At 62.3% G+C, this 15,439-nt stretch carries 19 protein-coding genes; 8 read left to right on the forward strand and 11 right to left on the reverse strand.

The features are described from left to right. Nucleotides 1–18: 18 nt before the first annotated feature. From M727_RS0120145 to M727_RS0120160, 4 genes are all read left to right on the forward strand, one after another. Nucleotides 19–825, forward strand: a complete 807-nt coding sequence (locus tag M727_RS0120145; RefSeq protein WP_027154179.1) for a 4-pyridoxolactonase — start codon at nt 19–21, stop codon at nt 823–825. Between the two features lie 25 nt (nt 826–850). Further along, nucleotides 851–2,029: an alanine--glyoxylate aminotransferase family protein gene (locus M727_RS0120150; protein WP_027154180.1), complete on the forward strand. Its 1,179-nt coding sequence runs from the start codon at nt 851–853 to the stop codon at nt 2,027–2,029. A 31-nt stretch (nt 2,030–2,060) separates the two neighbouring features. Continuing rightward, nucleotides 2,061–2,807 carry an SDR family NAD(P)-dependent oxidoreductase gene (locus tag M727_RS0120155; RefSeq protein WP_027154181.1) on the forward strand — a complete coding sequence of 249 codons (747 nt, stop codon included), beginning with the start codon at nt 2,061–2,063 and terminating at the stop codon, nt 2,805–2,807. A 102-nt stretch (nt 2,808–2,909) separates the two neighbouring features. Then, nucleotides 2,910–3,311 (forward strand): hypothetical protein, encoded by a 402-nt coding sequence (locus M727_RS0120160; protein ID WP_023798255.1) that lies wholly within the window; start codon nt 2,910–2,912, stop codon nt 3,309–3,311. A gap of 13 nt (nt 3,312–3,324) precedes the next feature. Here M727_RS0120160 and M727_RS0120165 read toward each other — a convergent pair whose 3' ends face one another. The 5 genes from M727_RS0120165 to M727_RS0120185 form a co-directional block, all read right to left on the reverse strand. Further along, nucleotides 3,325–4,569, reverse strand: a complete 1,245-nt coding sequence (locus M727_RS0120165) for a multidrug effflux MFS transporter (protein ID WP_084646805.1) — start codon at nt 4,567–4,569, stop codon at nt 3,325–3,327. A 110-nt stretch (nt 4,570–4,679) separates the two neighbouring features. After that, entirely contained in the window at nt 4,680–5,015 is a 336-nt protein-coding gene (gene grxD, locus M727_RS0120170) for a Grx4 family monothiol glutaredoxin (protein ID WP_023798253.1), read from the reverse strand. Nucleotides 5,016–5,190: 175 nt separating this feature from the next. Next, the gene (locus tag M727_RS0120175) at nt 5,191–5,424 is read right to left on the reverse strand and encodes a BolA family transcriptional regulator (protein ID WP_023798252.1); all 234 of its coding nucleotides are present in this window, start codon (nt 5,422–5,424) and stop codon (nt 5,191–5,193) included. A gap of 80 nt (nt 5,425–5,504) precedes the next feature. After that, the gene (purL, locus tag M727_RS0120180; RefSeq protein ID WP_027154183.1) at nt 5,505–7,745 is read right to left on the reverse strand and encodes a phosphoribosylformylglycinamidine synthase subunit PurL; all 2,241 of its coding nucleotides are present in this window, start codon (nt 7,743–7,745) and stop codon (nt 5,505–5,507) included. Nucleotides 7,746–7,886: 141 nt separating this feature from the next. After that, on the reverse strand, nt 7,887–9,299 hold the full coding sequence (locus M727_RS0120185; protein ID WP_027154184.1) for a PLP-dependent aminotransferase family protein: 1,413 nt from the start codon (nt 9,297–9,299) through the stop codon (nt 7,887–7,889). 92 nt (nt 9,300–9,391) lie between these two features. Between M727_RS0120185 and M727_RS0120190 the strand changes: the two genes are divergently transcribed. Further along, entirely contained in the window at nt 9,392–9,637 is a 246-nt protein-coding gene (locus tag M727_RS0120190) for a DUF1127 domain-containing protein (protein ID WP_027154185.1), read from the forward strand. A 39-nt stretch (nt 9,638–9,676) separates the two neighbouring features. Here the strand turns inward: M727_RS0120190 and M727_RS0120195 are convergent, their stop codons facing one another. Genes M727_RS0120195 through purC form a run of 5 tightly spaced genes read right to left on the reverse strand, consistent with a single transcriptional unit; the run spans nt 9,677 to nt 12,155 of the window. Beyond that, a complete protein-coding gene (locus tag M727_RS0120195; protein ID WP_027154186.1) occupies nt 9,677–10,093 on the reverse strand; it encodes a hypothetical protein in 417 nt (138 codons plus the stop codon). Between the two features lie 44 nt (nt 10,094–10,137). Beyond that, nucleotides 10,138–10,806: a phosphoribosylformylglycinamidine synthase subunit PurQ gene (purQ, locus tag M727_RS0120200; RefSeq protein WP_027154187.1), complete on the reverse strand. Its 669-nt coding sequence runs from the start codon at nt 10,804–10,806 to the stop codon at nt 10,138–10,140. Beyond that, on the reverse strand, nt 10,803–11,057 hold the full coding sequence (locus tag M727_RS0120205; RefSeq protein WP_027154188.1) for a hypothetical protein: 255 nt from the start codon (nt 11,055–11,057) through the stop codon (nt 10,803–10,805). The genes purQ and M727_RS0120205 overlap by 4 nt, the downstream gene beginning before the upstream one ends. Before the next feature lie 18 nt (nt 11,058–11,075). Beyond that, on the reverse strand, nt 11,076–11,318 hold the full coding sequence (gene purS, locus M727_RS0120210; protein ID WP_023798246.1) for a phosphoribosylformylglycinamidine synthase subunit PurS: 243 nt from the start codon (nt 11,316–11,318) through the stop codon (nt 11,076–11,078). A 42-nt stretch (nt 11,319–11,360) separates the two neighbouring features. Continuing rightward, a complete protein-coding gene (purC, locus tag M727_RS0120215; RefSeq protein ID WP_023798245.1) occupies nt 11,361–12,155 on the reverse strand; it encodes a phosphoribosylaminoimidazolesuccinocarboxamide synthase in 795 nt (264 codons plus the stop codon). 277 nt (nt 12,156–12,432) lie between these two features. On the opposite strand from purC, the gene M727_RS0120220 reads away from it, so the two are divergent. Both M727_RS0120220 and M727_RS0120225 read left to right on the forward strand, forming a co-directional pair. Then, entirely contained in the window at nt 12,433–12,753 is a 321-nt protein-coding gene (locus M727_RS0120220) for a DUF1476 domain-containing protein (RefSeq protein ID WP_027154189.1), read from the forward strand. Between the two features lie 207 nt (nt 12,754–12,960). Further along, entirely contained in the window at nt 12,961–13,734 is a 774-nt protein-coding gene (locus M727_RS0120225) for an HpcH/HpaI aldolase/citrate lyase family protein (protein ID WP_027154190.1), read from the forward strand. On the opposite strand, the gene M727_RS0120230 is transcribed toward M727_RS0120225, so the two are convergent. Continuing rightward, nucleotides 13,731–14,279 carry an alpha/beta hydrolase gene (locus M727_RS0120230; protein ID WP_023798242.1) on the reverse strand — a complete coding sequence of 183 codons (549 nt, stop codon included), beginning with the start codon at nt 14,277–14,279 and terminating at the stop codon, nt 13,731–13,733. The genes M727_RS0120225 and M727_RS0120230 overlap by 4 nt on opposite strands. A 306-nt stretch (nt 14,280–14,585) precedes the next feature. On the opposite strand from M727_RS0120230, the gene M727_RS0120235 reads away from it, so the two are divergent. Next, on the forward strand, nt 14,586–15,398 hold the full coding sequence (locus tag M727_RS0120235; protein ID WP_027154191.1) for a VOC family protein: 813 nt from the start codon (nt 14,586–14,588) through the stop codon (nt 15,396–15,398). Nucleotides 15,399–15,439: the final 41 nt, after the last annotated feature.

Consider the following 15,439-nt stretch of genomic DNA (forward strand, 5'->3'; position numbering starts at 1 on the left):
CCAACAGAGGAGAACAAAATGTCGGATACCAAGGTCTACCTGCTCGATGGTGGCTCGCTCGTTCTCGACGGCTATCACGTGTTCTGGAATCGCGGCCCCGGCGGCGAAGTGCGCTTTCCCGTCTATTCGATCCTGATCGAGCATGCCGAGGGCCGCTTTCTCATCGACACCGGCTACGACTACGATCACGTCATGAAGGTGCTGCCTTTCGAAAAGCCGATCCAGGAAAAGCACCAGACCATTCCCGGCGCCCTGGCGCTGCTCGGCCTCGAGCCGAAGGATATCGACGTCGTCGTCAATTCGCATTTCCACTTCGACCATTGCGGCGGCAACAAGTATTTTCCGCATGCCAAGAAGATCTGTCATCGCACCGAGGTGCCGCAGGCCTGCAATCCTCAGCCTTTCGAGCACCTCGGCTATTCGGATCTGAGCTTTTCGGCGGAGGCTGCCGAAGCGCGTGACGCGACCGCGCAATTGCTGGAGGGCACGACGCGGGCCAACTCGACCTTCGAGGGCATCGACGGCGATGTCGAGCTTGCAAGGGGGGTCAAATTGATCTCGACGCCCGGTCATTCGATCGGCCATTACAGCTTGCTGGTCGAATTTCCCAAGCGCAAGCCGATCATGTTCACCATAGATGCGGCCTACACGCAGAAGAGCCTTGAAACGCTGTGCCAGGCGGCCTTCCACATCGACCCGGTGGCGGGTGTCAACTCGATGCGCAAGGTGAAGAAGCTCGCCGAGGATTATGGGGCCGAGCTGATGTATTCGCACGACATGGAAAACTTCAAGACCTATCGGACCGGCACGCAATTCTACGGCTGACCGCCGCCAACGCGGAGAAAAGACCATGCGCTATCTCGAACACGCCGAACCGGTCATCACACTTACTGCCGGGCCGGTGAACGCCTATCCCGACGTGCTGCGCGGCCTCGGCCGCACCGTGCTCTACGATTACGACCCGGCGTTCCAGCTTTTATACGAGCGTGTGGTTGACAAGGCGCAGAAGGCGATGCGGCTGTCCAACAAGCCGATCATTCTGCATGGCGAGCCGGTTCTTGGCCTGGAGGCCGCGGCAGCCTCCCTGATCACGCCCGACGACGTCGTGCTCAACCTTGCCTCGGGAGTCTACGGCAAGGGGTTTGGTTATTGGGCGAAGCGCTATTCGCCGCATCTGCTCGAAATCGAGGTGCCCTATAACGAGGCGATCGACCCACAGGCGGTTGCGGCAATGCTGGAAGCGCATCCGGAAATCAGCATCGTTTCCGTCTGCCACCACGACACGCCGTCGGGCACCATCAACCCGATCGACGCCATCGGCGCGCTGGTTTCGGCGCATGGTGCCTATCTGATCGTCGACGCCGTTTCGTCCTTCGGCGGCATGAAAACGCATCCGGAGGACTGCAGAGCCGACATTTATGTCACCGGCCCGAACAAATGCCTCGGCGCGCCTCCCGGGCTGACGATGATGGGCGTCAGCGAGCGGGCCTGGGCGAAAATGAAGGCCAATCCACTGGCGCCGCGCGCGTCGATGCTCAGCATCGTCGATTGGGAGCATGCGTGGTCGAAGGACAAGCCGTTTCCGTTCACGCCGTCTGTCGCGGAAGTGAACGGGCTCGACGTCGCGCTCGACCTCTACCTCAATGAGGGACCGGCGGCGGTGTGGGCGCGCCACGCGCTCACCGCCAAGGCCATGCGCGCCGGCGTCGCCGCGATGGGTCTGTCGATCTGGGCGGCCAGCGACATCATCGCATCGCCGACCGCGACTGCCGTCCGGACGCCCGAAGGCATCGACGAGGAGGCGCTTCGCCAGGCTGCGCGCGCCCGTTACGGCGTGGTGTTTTCGTCGGGCCGGGGCGAGACATTGGGCAAGTTGACGCGCATCGGCCATATGGGCCCGACCGCCCAGCCGATCTATGCGATCGCGGCGCTGACGGCACTTGGCGGCGCGATGAATGCTTTGGGCGAAAAGCTCGCGGTCGGCAAAGGCATCGACGCGGCGCTCGCCGTTATCGACGCCGACGCCTGAGATGAAGTCACAGATCACATGGAGCACGGAAATGACTGAACGGCTTGCGGGAAAGACCGCCCTGGTTACCGGGGCCGCACAAGGCATCGGCAAGGCGATCGCCGCGCGCTTGGCCGTCGATGGCGCGACCGTCATCGTCAGCGACATCAATGCGGAAGGCGCCGAAGCGGCGGCGGCGGCGATCGGCGCAAAAGCGAAGGCGATCGCCGCCGACATTTCCGATCCGGCATCCGTCAAGGCGCTGTTCGCCGAGATCCAGGCACTGACCGGTGGCATCGATATCCTGATCAACAACGCCAGCATCGTGCCCTTCGTCGCCTGGGACGATGTCGACCTCGACCATTGGCGCAAGATCATCGACGTCAATCTGACCGGAACCTTCATCGTCAGCCGCGCGGCAACGGACCAGATGCGTGCCGCCGGCAAGGCCGGCCGGGTGATCAGCATCGCCTCCAACAGCTTCTTTGCCGGCACGCCGAACATGGCGGCCTATGTCGCGGCCAAGGGCGGCGTCATCGGCTTCACCAGGGCGCTCGCCACAGAACTCGGCAAATACAACATCACCGCCAACGCGGTGACGCCGGGCCTGATCGAGAGCGATGGGGTCAAGGCGAGCCCGCACAACGAGGCGTTCGGCTTTGTCGAGATGCTGCAGGCTATGAAAGGCAAAGGGCAGCCGGAACATATCGCCGATGTGGTGTCGTTCCTGGCCTCGGATGACGCACGCTGGATCACCGGCCAGACGCTGAATGTCGACGCCGGCATGGTGCGCCACTAAAGCGCCGACGTCTGAAAGGATCCATCCGCAGCGCTGATAGTCGATGGAAGCTTTAGTCGAAAAATTCGATTACATTTATCCGCGCGAAACCGGAGACCCGAGATGAAACCTCGGTCCGCAATTGTCGCCCTTACCCTTGCCCTGGTTGCCGGGCCTAACGCGGCAACATCGCAGGAGCGCGGCTGTCGCAGTCCCGAACCCGTCGACACCATAAACGAGATGTTCTCCGCGATCGTCGCCTGTTGGGAGCCGCCGCCCGGAACCGCGGGCATGACCCTGACGCTGCAGTTCTCAATTCGCCGAAACGGCACACTTATCGGCAAGCCTCGCGCCACCTACTCCCGTCTGGGGGATGATGGCAGCCTCAACCGGGCTTTCGTCGCCTCCGTCCTCGAGGCGCTCGACAAGGCTCTGCCACTGCCGGTTTCGGACAGGATGGGTGGGGCGATCGCAGGGCGTTTGCTGTTCCCTCGCTTCACCGCAGCGAGCGGGGATGAATCCTGAAACGCGTGCGGCCTTAAACCGGCGGGTTCTGCGGCTGGAAGAATTTGCCGCGCTCGGCGATCAGCACCATCACCAATGCGCCAAGCGAAACGCTGCAGAATCCGGCGGCCAAGGGCGTCACCGTGCCGTTGAAGGCTTGGCCGATCAGCGTGCCGAGCACGCCGCCGAGGAAGGTCTGCATGAAGCCCAGAATGGACGACGCCGTCCCGGCCAACTGGCCGAGCGGCTCCATGGCGAGCGCGTTGAAATTCGCGCCGAGTGCGCCGAACGGGACCATCGTGCAGGCAAAGAAGGTGATGAAAAGCCAGAGCGGCATCTTCATCTGGATGGAAACGACCAGCCAGGCGAGGCTGATGGCCAGAAACAAGAGCAGCGCGCTTTGCGACAGGCGGCGCATGCCGATGCGTCCGACGAGGCGCGAATTCAGATAGCTCGAAAAGGAGAGCACGCCGGCGATCCCTGCGAAAATCAGAGGGAACATCTCGCCGACGCCGAAGACGCCGACATAGATCTGCTGCGCCGAGTTGATGAAGCCGAACATCGCGCCGAAGGCAAAAGTGCTGGCGAAGGCATAGCATAGCGCGATGCGATTGGTCAGCACGATGCGGAAGCCGCCGATGATGGATTCGGCCGTCAGCGGCCGGCGATATTCGGGACGCAGCGTTTCGGGCAGGCGCAGCAGCGCCCACGCCGACACGATCAGGGCCCCGGCCGCCATGGTGATGAAGATCCAGTGCCAGGAGGCAAACAGCATGATGACCTGGCCGATGCCTGGCGCCACCACCGGAATGGCCATGAAGACCATGAAGATCAGCGACATGACTTCGGCCATGCGCCGACCGTCGAACGTATCGCGCACGATCGAGACGGCGATGACGCGTGTGGCCGCGGCACCGATGCCTTGCACCACCCGGCACAGGATAAGCGTGGCGAATGTCGGGGCGATTGCCGCCGCACTCGCCGCTGCGACGTAGATAACCAGTCCGACGACGAGCGGAGCGCGGCGTCCGAAGCGGTCAGAGATCGGCCCGAAGAAAAGCTGTCCGCCGCCAAAGCCGAGAATGTACGCGGCAATCACATATTGGCGATGGTTTTCATTTTCCACGCCCAGCGAGGCGCCGATCTGCTGCAGCGCCGGCAGCATGATGTCGATGGCCAGCGAGTTGAGCGCCATCAACGCCGCGCACAGCGCGATGAATTCCCAGCGCGGAATAGGCAAGGTGCTTGCCTTTTGCTGCGCTTCTGCATGCTGATCCACGGCAAAGTCCGATCTTCAAACGAAAGAGCGCCGGCGCACCGGCGCATTCATTCGTCTTGTGCCCCGATACCGGGGAGATAATCAGCTTGGCGAAGTGCCCTACGTGTTCGTCAGGCGGCGCCTTTGACGCTGACGCCCTTTTCGACGAGGAACGTCTGCAGTTCGCCAGCCTGGAACATCTCACGGACGATGTCGCAACCGCCGACGAACTCACCCTTGACGTAGAGCTGAGGGATTGTCGGCCAGTTGGAGTATTCCTTGATACCTTGCCGCAGCTCGGCCGAGGTCAGCACGTCGACGCCCTTGTAGTCGGCCCCGATATAGTCGAGGATCTGCACGACCTGACCGGAAAATCCGCATTGCGGAAAACCGGGCGTGCCCTTCATGAAGAGAACGACGTCGTTGGCCTTCACTTCGCTGTCGATGTAGTCGTTGATACCGCTCATAGAAAATCCTTTCATGCCCGCGGGAGTCGGGCTCGAAACATTCCCTTTCAAATAAACCCATAGGTTGCCTGAAACAAGACGTTTGCCGCCCTCGTCACGCAAATGGCGCAAAGGATGGCCTGGGCCAAGAGCATCGGACGGCTATTTTCCCAAGCCAGCAAAGCCCCAAAAAAGCTTACTCCGGCACGCTGGTCTGCAGAGCGAGCGCGTGCAGCACGCCGCCCATATTGCCCTTCAGCGCGTCGTAGACCATCTGATGCTGCTGGACGCGGCTTTTTCCGCGAAAGCTTTCGGCCACCACTTCGGCCGCATAATGGTCGCCGTCGCCGGCCAGGTCGCGAATCGTCACCTTGGCGTCCGGAATGCCTTCCTTGATCAGCCGTTCGATGTCGTGCGCGTCCATTGCCATGCGAGGATTCCTTGTTCAGATCTCATAGATATGATCGAAATGGCGGATGAACCACACCGAAACGGGCCCGCTCGATCAAATCACGGGTCCACGACCTCATTTGCCATGAAGCGAGGAAACCAGGATTCGTGGGCAGCGGTCAATTCGCCGACAGCGATCGCCCGTGCCTCGCCAAGTTTCAACTCACGGCCGCCGGTCGAGCCGATCCACGGCGCGAAGATGCCGAGCCTGCTCTGCAGTTCGCGAATGGCGTCCCATTCCTTGCTTTGCGGATCGATCGACAGCGTCAAGAGGTAGCGGCCCTGATCCTCGCCGAACCAGACCGGGATCGGGTCGGTCCCGACCAGGCCGGGGACGGTCGCGCCGATGCCGGACGCCATCGCCATCTCGGCCAGCGCGACGGCAATGCCGCCGTCGGAAACGTCATGCGCTGATGTGACGACGCCAGAGGCGATCAGGGCGCGTACATGGTCGCCGACGCGTTTTTCGTGGTCGAGGTCGACCGGCGGCGGCGGGCCATCGGTGCGGCCATGGATGTCGCGCATATAGGCCGACTGGGCGAGATGCGTTCCCCACATCGATGGCGCGCCGACCAGCAGGATCATCTGGCCCTCGGCGGCAAAGCCGATCCGCGCCATCTGGGACCAGTCGGCGATCAGTCCGACGCCGCCGATGGTCGGCGTCGGCAAGATGCCTTGCCCGTTGGTTTCGTTGTAGAGCGAGACATTGCCGGAGACGATCGGAAAGCCGAGCGCGCGACAGGCGTCGCCGATGCCTTTCACGGCGCCGACCAACTGGCCCATGATCTCGGGTCGTTCCGGATTACCGAAATTGAGGTTGTCGGTGGCGGCGAGCGGCAGGGCGCCGGTGGCGGTAAGGTTGCGCCAGCATTCCGCCACCGCCTGCTTGCCGCCCTCGTAAGGGTCGGCCTCGCAATAGCGCGGCGTGACGTCGGAGGAGAAGGCGAGCGCCTTGGTCGGATGGCCCTCGACGCGCACCACGCCAGCATCGCCGCCCGGAAGCTGCAGCGAATTGCCCTGAATCAACGTGTCGTACTGTTCCCATACCCAGCGGCGCGATGACAGGTCGGGTCCGCCAAGCAGTTTCAGCAGCGCTTCGGCGACATCCGCTTGTGGTGCATCGCCGGCCGCCAGGGGCGCCGGCTTCTTCGGCTCGGTCCAGGGACGGTCATATTCCGGCGCCTGGTCGCCAAGGTCCTTGATCGGCAGATTGGCGACTTCGTCGCCCTGGTGCAGCACGCGAAAGCGCAGATCGTCGGTTGTCTTGCCAACGATGGCGAAGTCGAGGCCCCATTTGTGGAAGATCGCCTCGGCTTGCTTTTCCTTTTCGGGGCGCAGCACCATCAGCATGCGCTCCTGGCTCTCCGACAGCATCATCTCATAGGCGCTCATGCGCTCCTCGCGCACCGGCACCTTGTCGAGGTCGAGCTCGATGCCGAGGTCGCCCTTGGCGCCCATCTCGACCGCCGAGCAGGTGAGGCCGGCAGCACCCATGTCCTGGATGGCGATGACGGCGCCGGACGCCATCAGTTCGAGGCAGGCTTCGAGCAGGCATTTTTCGGTGAACGGGTCGCCGACCTGGACGGTGGGCCGCTTCTCGTCGATCCTGTCGTCGAATTCGGCCGAGGCCATGGTGGCGCCGCCGACACCGTCGCGGCCGGTCTTGGCGCCGAGATAGACGACCGGCAGGCCGACGCCTTTGGCTTCCGACAGGAAGATCGCATCGGTCTTGGCCAGCCCCGCCGCAAAGGCGTTGACCAGGATGTTGCCATTGTAGCGCGCGTCGAAATTGACTTCGCCGCCGACCGTCGGCACGCCAAACGAATTGCCGTAGCCGCCGACGCCGGCAACGACGCCGGCAACCAGATGCCTGGTCTTGGGGTGGTACGGCGCACCGAAGCGCAGCGCGTTCATTGCCGCGATCGGCCGGGCGCCCATGGTGAAGACATCGCGCAGGATGCCGCCGACGCCGGTCGCCGCACCCTGATAGGGCTCGATGAAAGAGGGGTGGTTATGGCTCTCCATCTTGAAGACGACACAGTCGCCGTCGCCGATATCGACCACGCCGGCATTCTCGCCCGGCCCCTGGATGACTTGTGGCCCGGTGGTCGGCAGCGTGCGCAGCCACTTTTTCGAGGATTTATACGAGCAGTGCTCGTTCCACATCGCCGAAAAGATGCCGAGCTCGGTAAAGCTCGGCTCGCGCCCGACCAGGTCGAGGATGCGCTGATATTCGTCGGGCTTCAGCCCGTGCGCAGCAATGAGTTCCGGAGTGATCGGCACGGAATTGGAAATGGTCATGGGCGGCAATTTATGTCCTTGGGATCGAGTCCCGTCTTATCGCAAGCTTTGCAGCCGATACACCCATCAAGCGACAAAAACGATGAAAGGGTGCAGCAAGCAGCGAAAGATCGCCACTCAGCCCGCCGGTTTCAAGCCGGTTCAGGAGAAACTGTCGTAGCCGGCGCGGCCCTCGTCTAGCAGCCGCCGGATCACGCCGACACCGCCCGCGATGTCTTTTCGTCGCTCCGGCTGTGAAACGCCAAACCGCACGCCGTGAAAAACCTGCTCGGAACGGCCGGCCTTGAACTCGTCCTCGTCGTCGATGAGCACGCCATGTTCGAGACAGGCGTTCTTGAAGGTGCCGGAAAGCCATGGATCGGGCAGGGTGAGCCAGACGAAGGGCACATTGTCCACTGCCTTGAAGTCGAATCCGGCCAGCGTCTCGCGCACGATCGCCACGCGCGCGTTGATTTCGACGATGCTGCGCTTGCGCATCTCGCTGGCCTGGCCGGACAGAACCAGCCGGCTACACACTTCCGCCAGCAGGAAGGGGAGGCCACCCGTCAGCATCTTGTGAGCGACCCGGATCCGGTGGCGATAGGCCGGCGGACAGGCGAGCCAGCCGCCGCGAACGCCCGCCGCAACGGATTTCGACAGGCCGCCGGCAACGATGGTCCGTTCGGGGGCATATTCGGCCAGGAGCGGCGTCGGGTCGTCGGTCAGGTCGCCATAGAGATCGTCCTCGATCAGGATGACATTGTATTCGCGCGCGACGCGCGCGATGGCCTCGCGGCGCGTTGCCGACAGTGTCACCAGTGTGGGGTTCTGGGCCGTCGGCATCAGGAACATCATTTTCGGGTGTTTTTGCGCGCAGACGCGCTCGAAATCCTCTGGATCGAGCCCTTCCGCGTCAGAAGTGACCAGCGCGGTGCGGCGGCCGATCAGGCCGGCGCTGCGAGAAATCTGCGAATAGGTGAGGTGCTCGAAGACGATATAGTCGCCGGGCGTGGTCAGCGCGGCAATCGCCGCCATAACCGCGGCATGGGTGCCGAGCGTCGGAACGATGCCATCGGGGCGAGGGCGAAACGAATTTCGCGACAGCCAGCTACAGCCGGCCTCGAACCAGCGGTCGGGAAAATCCCGCGTATAGCTTGAAATCTCGTACGGATGCTCCTGCGCCGTGCGCGAAAGCACATCGGCGACAATGGCGCCCTGGCCGGTATCAGGCGCAGCCGTGCTGTCGAAGCGCAGTTTGCCGCGAGGCGCATCGATATAGCGCGTGCCTTCCACGTGCGGGTCGGGCGCCAGCAGATCGGTCTTGGTGTCATGCCGGCCAAGCACATAGGTTCCGCGTCCGACTTCGCCGCTCACCAGGCCCCGCTCGCGCAACAATTGGTAGGCCCTGCCGACCGTGCCGACGGTCGTGCCGATGTCGTATGCAAGATCGCGCTGCGGCGGCAGTTTTGCCCCGGCGGCGATCACGCCACGGTCGATGTCCGTTTCGATGGAATCTGCCAGCCGCTGATAGAGCGGCCCGGAGCCGGCGGAAAGGTCGGGAAGCCAATTTGTCATGGTAACAATTTTCTATATTGCACCGTTTGAGAGTCAATACATATGTGATCGCGCAACAAATAGGTACAATCTCGAATTTTGGTAGCAAAAAAATGGCTGCAATCGATATAATCCGTTACATGAGAGCTGAATTGCCCGGAGCCCGCCCGTCAGGCCGACAAGGCTATGTCCGCCGCCTGGTGCGAATGGTCAACTCACTCGCAAACCGGATCGGCCGCTTGCTGGATCGCCGGCGCAGCCGACTGGTCTTGCTGGAAATGACCGACGATCAGCTCAAGGATATCGGCATCTCGCGTGCCGACGCCCATCGTGAGGGTCTGAGGCCGTTCTGGGACTGAGAATACGCCGGCTTCGACTGCAGGCAGCGGCTCACTGCCCTATGCAGCCGCACCGCAGGCCTGATTGCCAGCCTGCCAGCGGGCAATATCCGAGCCGATGCGTGCGCCGAGCGGTTCGGCCATCAGCGGACCGTACACGTCGACCCGGCGTGAATTGCCTTGTGCCTGCACGACCAGCAACGGCTTTCCGCCATAATGCTTGACCGGGACCAGCAGGAAGCGCGGCGTGCCGGTGAACGAATTCAGCTCGTTGGCCATCTGATAGGGCTTGAAAGCGGGATCCTTGCTGGCGATCCAGCATTTGTGGGCGGCGATCGCCACCTGTTCCATGGCAAGCAGCGCCGCACTCTTGCCCGAAGGCGCCGGCGCGTTCTTCGGCTTCGACTGGCAGGAGGCGAGCACAAGGCCGGCGGCGGCGACGAGAGCGAGGCGGGCGATCGTCTGTCTCGGGCTCATGCGGCGCCTATGTCGAGTTCGGGAAGGGGATGAACGCTGAAGAATCAAGCGGCGATGCCAAGCGCACTTTCGAAGAGTGCCCGGCCGTCGCTGCCGCCATGCGCTGTTTCGATCAGGTTCTCGGGATGCGGCATCAGGCCGAGCACATTGCCCTGGCCGTTGATGATGCCGGCAATGTCGTTGATCGAGCCGTTGGGATTGGTGCCTTCGGCATAGCGGAACACGACCTGGCCTTCGCCTTCCAGCCTGCGCAACGTCTCGGCGTCGGCAAAATAATTGCCGTCATGATGCGCCACCGGCGAGCGGATGATCTGGCCCGGCTGATAGCGGCGGGTGAACATCGTGTTGGCGTTGGCGATCTGCAGCTTGACCTGCCGGCAGACGAATTTCAGCGACGTGTTGCGCATCAAGGCGCCTGGCAGCAGGCCGGCCTCGACCAGGATCTGGAAGCCGTTGCAGACGCCGATGACCATCACGCCCTTGGCCGCCTTTTCGGCGACCGCCCGCATCACCGGCATGCGCGCGGCAATGGCGCCGCAGCGCAGATAATCGCCGAAGGAGAAGCCGCCCGGAATGGCGATCAGGTCGACGTCGGGAATTTCGGTGTCGGTCTGCCAGACCGTGACCGGCGGCGTTCCCGAAATCTTGGTCAGCGCCGCGATCATATCGCGGTCACGGTTGAGGCCCGGCAGAAGAACGACGGCTGATTTCATTTCGGTTCGTAAGGCCCCTGGGCTTCGGCAAGTTCGCGCAATTCGAGACTGCGCTCTATGCGTTCGAGACGATCGTCTTGACGGCCAAGAATGCCGTAGATGTTATGGATGTCGCTTTGCGTTGCGACCATGTGACCCCGAACTACGTTCAACTCCCGCTTCACTTCGGAAACGTCTTGTCGAAGTTCAGCAACTTCGTGGTGCACACGCTTCAGGAGCTCGTACATCAACTCGTTGGTGGCTTCAGTCATATACCCTCCGGCACAACCTCAGGTAATGGCCACACTATAGTTCTCAATCACCGTATTCGCCAGAAGCTTGTCGCACATGGCTTTGAGATCGGCCTCGGCCTTGGCCTTGTCGCTCTCGGCAAGCTCGACGTCGAAAACCTTGCCCTGCCGCACCTGGCCGACGCCGTCAAAGCCCATCCCGGACAATGCGTGTTCGATCGCCTTGCCTTGCGGGTCGAGCACGCCGTTCTTGAGAGTGACGGTAATGCGGGCCTTGATCACGCTGGACATGCTCCTGTTCGACGTGTTGAGCGGCAAGAAATCTCAGTGCGGCTTGCCTTTGAGGCCATCGGTCGAGGCGACGAGCACCGGCCCGGCGGGACGCGGCGGCTCGTTCTCGTTCATGATGCCGAGGCGGCGGGCGACTTCCTGATAGGCTTCGACCAGACCGCCCATGTCGCGGCGGAAACGATCCTTGTCGAGCTTGTCCTGGGTCGCCACGTCCCACAGACGGCACGAGTCCGGCGAGATCTCGTCGGCAACGACGATGCGCATCATGTCGCCTTCGAACAGCCGGCCGCATTCGATCTTGAAGTCGACAAGCTGGATCCCGACTCCCATGAACAAGCCGGAGAGGAAGTCGTTGACGCGGATGGCCAGCGCCATGACGTCGTCGATCTCCTGCGGGCTTGCCCAGCCGAAAGCGGTGATGTGCTCTTCAGACACCATCGGGTCGTCGAGCGCATCGGCCTTGTAATAGAATTCGATGATCGAGCGCGGCAGCACGGTGCCTTCCTCGATGCCGAGACGCTTGGCCAGCGAGCCGGCGGCGACATTGCGCACGACCACCTCGAGCGGGATGATCTCGACTTCCTTGATCAACTGCTCGCGCATGTTGAGCCGGCGGATGAAATGGGTCGGAATGCCCATCCGGTTGAGATGGTTGAAGATGTGCTCGGAAATGCGGTTGTTGAGCACGCCCTTGCCATCGACGATTTCGTGCTTCTTCTTGTTGAAAGCGGTCGCGTCGTCCTTGAAGAACTGGATCAGTGTTCCCGGCTCAGGGCCCTCATAGAGGATCTTGGCCTTGCCTTCATAAATGCGGCGGCGATTTTTCATCTGATCTTTTCTCTGGATTTCCGGGCAGGCGGCAAGCGACCAGTTCCTGTCCGTACGCCTAAATTAGTGCGGCAACGGTAGGGGTTCAATGCCGGTGTCTATCCCAATCGCAGTGTTTGCTCAATCGGCAAATCCTTTCAATCACCGCTTTCCGGAATGAAATGCCGCAGCGCAGCAAGTGATGTAGCATATTGACCGGCCCGCGGCCTTTTGGTTTGTGCTGGGCAGCACACATATTTCGACTGCCAACCAAATCGGATTTGACCGGAGGGATGCCATGAGCAGCATGAAAGATCGCGAGGAGGGCTTCGAGCGCAAGTTCGTAATCGACGAGGAACTCCGGTTCAAGGCTGCGGCGCGCCGCAACAAGGCGCTCGGCCTGTGGGCCGCCGAAAAGCTCGGCAAGGCCGGGGCCGACGCCGAAGCCTATGCCAGCCAGGTCGTCCTCGCCGATATCGAGGAAGCCGGCGACCACGACGTTTTCCGCAAGATCCGCAAGGATTTCGACGAAGCTGGAGTCGCCCAGTCGGATCATCAGATTCGCCGCACCATGGACGATCTGATGGCGCAGGCAATCGAGCAGATCAAGAACACCTGACCCTTGCTCTGAGCCAATCGACACGCTGGACCAATCGACCGCCTCGCCCCTCCGGGCGGTTTTTCTTTGCCTTTGCAGCTGTTTCCGGCTGAACTGCATTAGAGCGACGTGCATCCATTCGGAAAGTACGAGGTACGCTCAACTTTGACTCCTCGCATCGGGCTTGCCGATTTTGGGCCGATGCGAGTTCGAATAAGGAAGGCGCCCATGTCCCTCAAGTCACGCCTTGCGGCCGATGAAACCTTGTGCACCGCATGGTCTGGCGTGCCTGATGCCCTGACGGTCGAGATTCTTGCCAGACAGGGGTTCGATGCCGTCACGCTCGACATGCAGCATGGCGGACATCATGAGGACAGCGTGCTGCGCGGCCTTGGGCCGGTGCTGGCCGCCAACAAACCGGCGCTGGTGCGCATTCCGGTTGGCCGCTTCGACATGGCCAGCCGCGCGCTCGATTTCGGCGCCGAGGCGGTGATTGCGCCGATGGTGAATTCGGTGGCGGATGCCAGGCTGTTCGCTGCCGCCATGAAGTATCCGCCGCTCGGCGAGCGCTCCTGGGGCCCGACTTATGCCTTTCCGCGTCATGGCAAGGGCGACTATGCCGACTGGCTGCGCGACAGCAACGCGCGCACCATGGCCTTCGCCATGGTCGAAACGCGCGCCGCGCTCGATGCACTCGACGGCATCCTCGACACGCCGGGTATCGACGGCATCTTCCTCGGGCCATCGGATTTTTCGATTGCCTGGTCGAACGGCGCCGCCGTCAACTCGACGCTCGAAAGCATGATGGAAACAGTCGCCTCGATCGCCGAGCTGACGCGCAAGGCCGGCAAGCATGCCGCGATCTACGTCATCGAGCCGGCCATCGCCGGCCGCGTGGTGTCGATGGGCTACCGGCTGCTGGCGATGGGCTCCGAGCACGCGTTGATCGGGCTGGGGGCAAAAACCCTGCTGAAGAGCGTGAGGGACTCGATCAGCGCCTAAAGGTCGGTCAGGAATTTCGCAAAAGTCATCGAGCCTTCCGGCCACGGGCCGAAGCCGGCATCGGCGTTGAGATGTCCGGCCTCGCCGGCGTCGATGAACAGCGAACCCCAGGCGCCGGCAATGTCCTCGGCCACCTCGAAGGTGCAGAACGGGTCGTTGCGGCTGGCGATCACCACCGAGGGAAATGCCAGCGGCTCGCGCGGGTAAGGTCCGAAGGTCATCAGGTGCCTGGGCTTTATCTCTGGGTTGGCGACGTCGGGCGGCGCCACGAAGAAGGCTCCGGCGACCGGACGCTGGAACTGCGGCATTGCCTGGATCACGGCGGCGACGCCGAGTGAGTGCGCGACGATGACGACCGGTCGCTCGGCCTCGTTGACCGCCTTCGCCACGCTCGCCGTCCAGTCTTCGCGCACTGGCTTCGACCATTCCGCCTGCTCGACACGCCGCGCCGTCGACAATTTCGATTGCCAGCGGCTCTGCCAATGGTCGGGACCGGAATTGGTGTAGCCCGGCACGATGAGAATGTCTGCATCCCTGACTTTCATGGCGCGCATGTAGCGAGGGACACGGTTTCGTGCAACCGCGCATGATCCCAAAAAGCGTGAAGCGGTTTTTGGATAAGATCACGCGCAACCGGATCTGATCATTTGCGATTGCTCACAAATAGTGAACACCATGTTCGCTTCTTGCCGTCTTGTGTGAACGATCGCGAAGGACGATCTGTCATCGGGAAAAGAAACAGCCGTGTACATGAGACCCAGGATTTGGAACTGACACGACGTACGATGGTAGGTGGCGCCGGGCTCCTGGGTTTGGGGATCTCGTCGAAGGCCGGCCAAACGGAGACTTTGATGAGCGAACTGCCTTTTGCCGCCACGACCCCGGTCAGCGTTGCCCGCGTCGGGCTGCGGGCGCGAGATGCCGAAAGCTTGGCCGCTTACTATCGCGATGTCATCGGGCTGCAGGAACTGAGCCGCACCGGTGGCACGATCACGCTGGGCGCCGCCAATCGTCCCTTGCTCGACATCGAAGCGGATGCAGCGGCGAAGCCCGACGATCCGCGCAGTGCCGGCCTGTTTCACACTGCCTTCCTGCTGCCAAGCCGGGCCGACCTCGGGCGCTGGATCAACCACGCCATCGGCAACAATATCGGCATCGACGGCGCTTCCGACCATCTGGTCAGCGAGGCGCTCTACCTGACCGATCCCGAAGGCAACGGCATCGAGATCTATGCCGACCGCCGCCATGAGGACTGGAAGTGGAATGGTGACAAGATAGCGATGGCGACCGAACGGCTCAACATTTCGTCGGTCGTCGCCGACGTGCCCGCCGGCAATGCCGCATGGCAGGGCATGCCGGACAACAGCATCATCGGCCATGTCCATCTGCGCGTCGGACGGCCGGAAGACGCCGAGGCCTGGTGGCACCAGGAATTCGGCTTCGATACCATGGCGAATTATGGTGGCGCGGCGGTGTTCCTGTCATCAGGCGGCTACCACCACCACATCGGCGCCAATTCGTGGCAGAGCGCCGGCGCCGGCCGTCGCGATCCTTCCCGGTCCGGCCTCGCCTGGGTTGAAATGCGTTCGAACAATGTGACTGATGAAACGACCCGCGAGGACCCATGGGGAACGGTGATCAGGACCGTTCCCGGCAAGGCTTGATTATTCGAACCTGACGGTGCGACGAGGTCGATGCCGTCTTA

Origin of the sequence: Mesorhizobium sp. WSM2561, assembly GCF_000513915.1 — a bacterium.
Classification (GTDB): Bacteria; Pseudomonadota; Alphaproteobacteria; order Rhizobiales; family Rhizobiaceae; genus Mesorhizobium; species Mesorhizobium muleiense.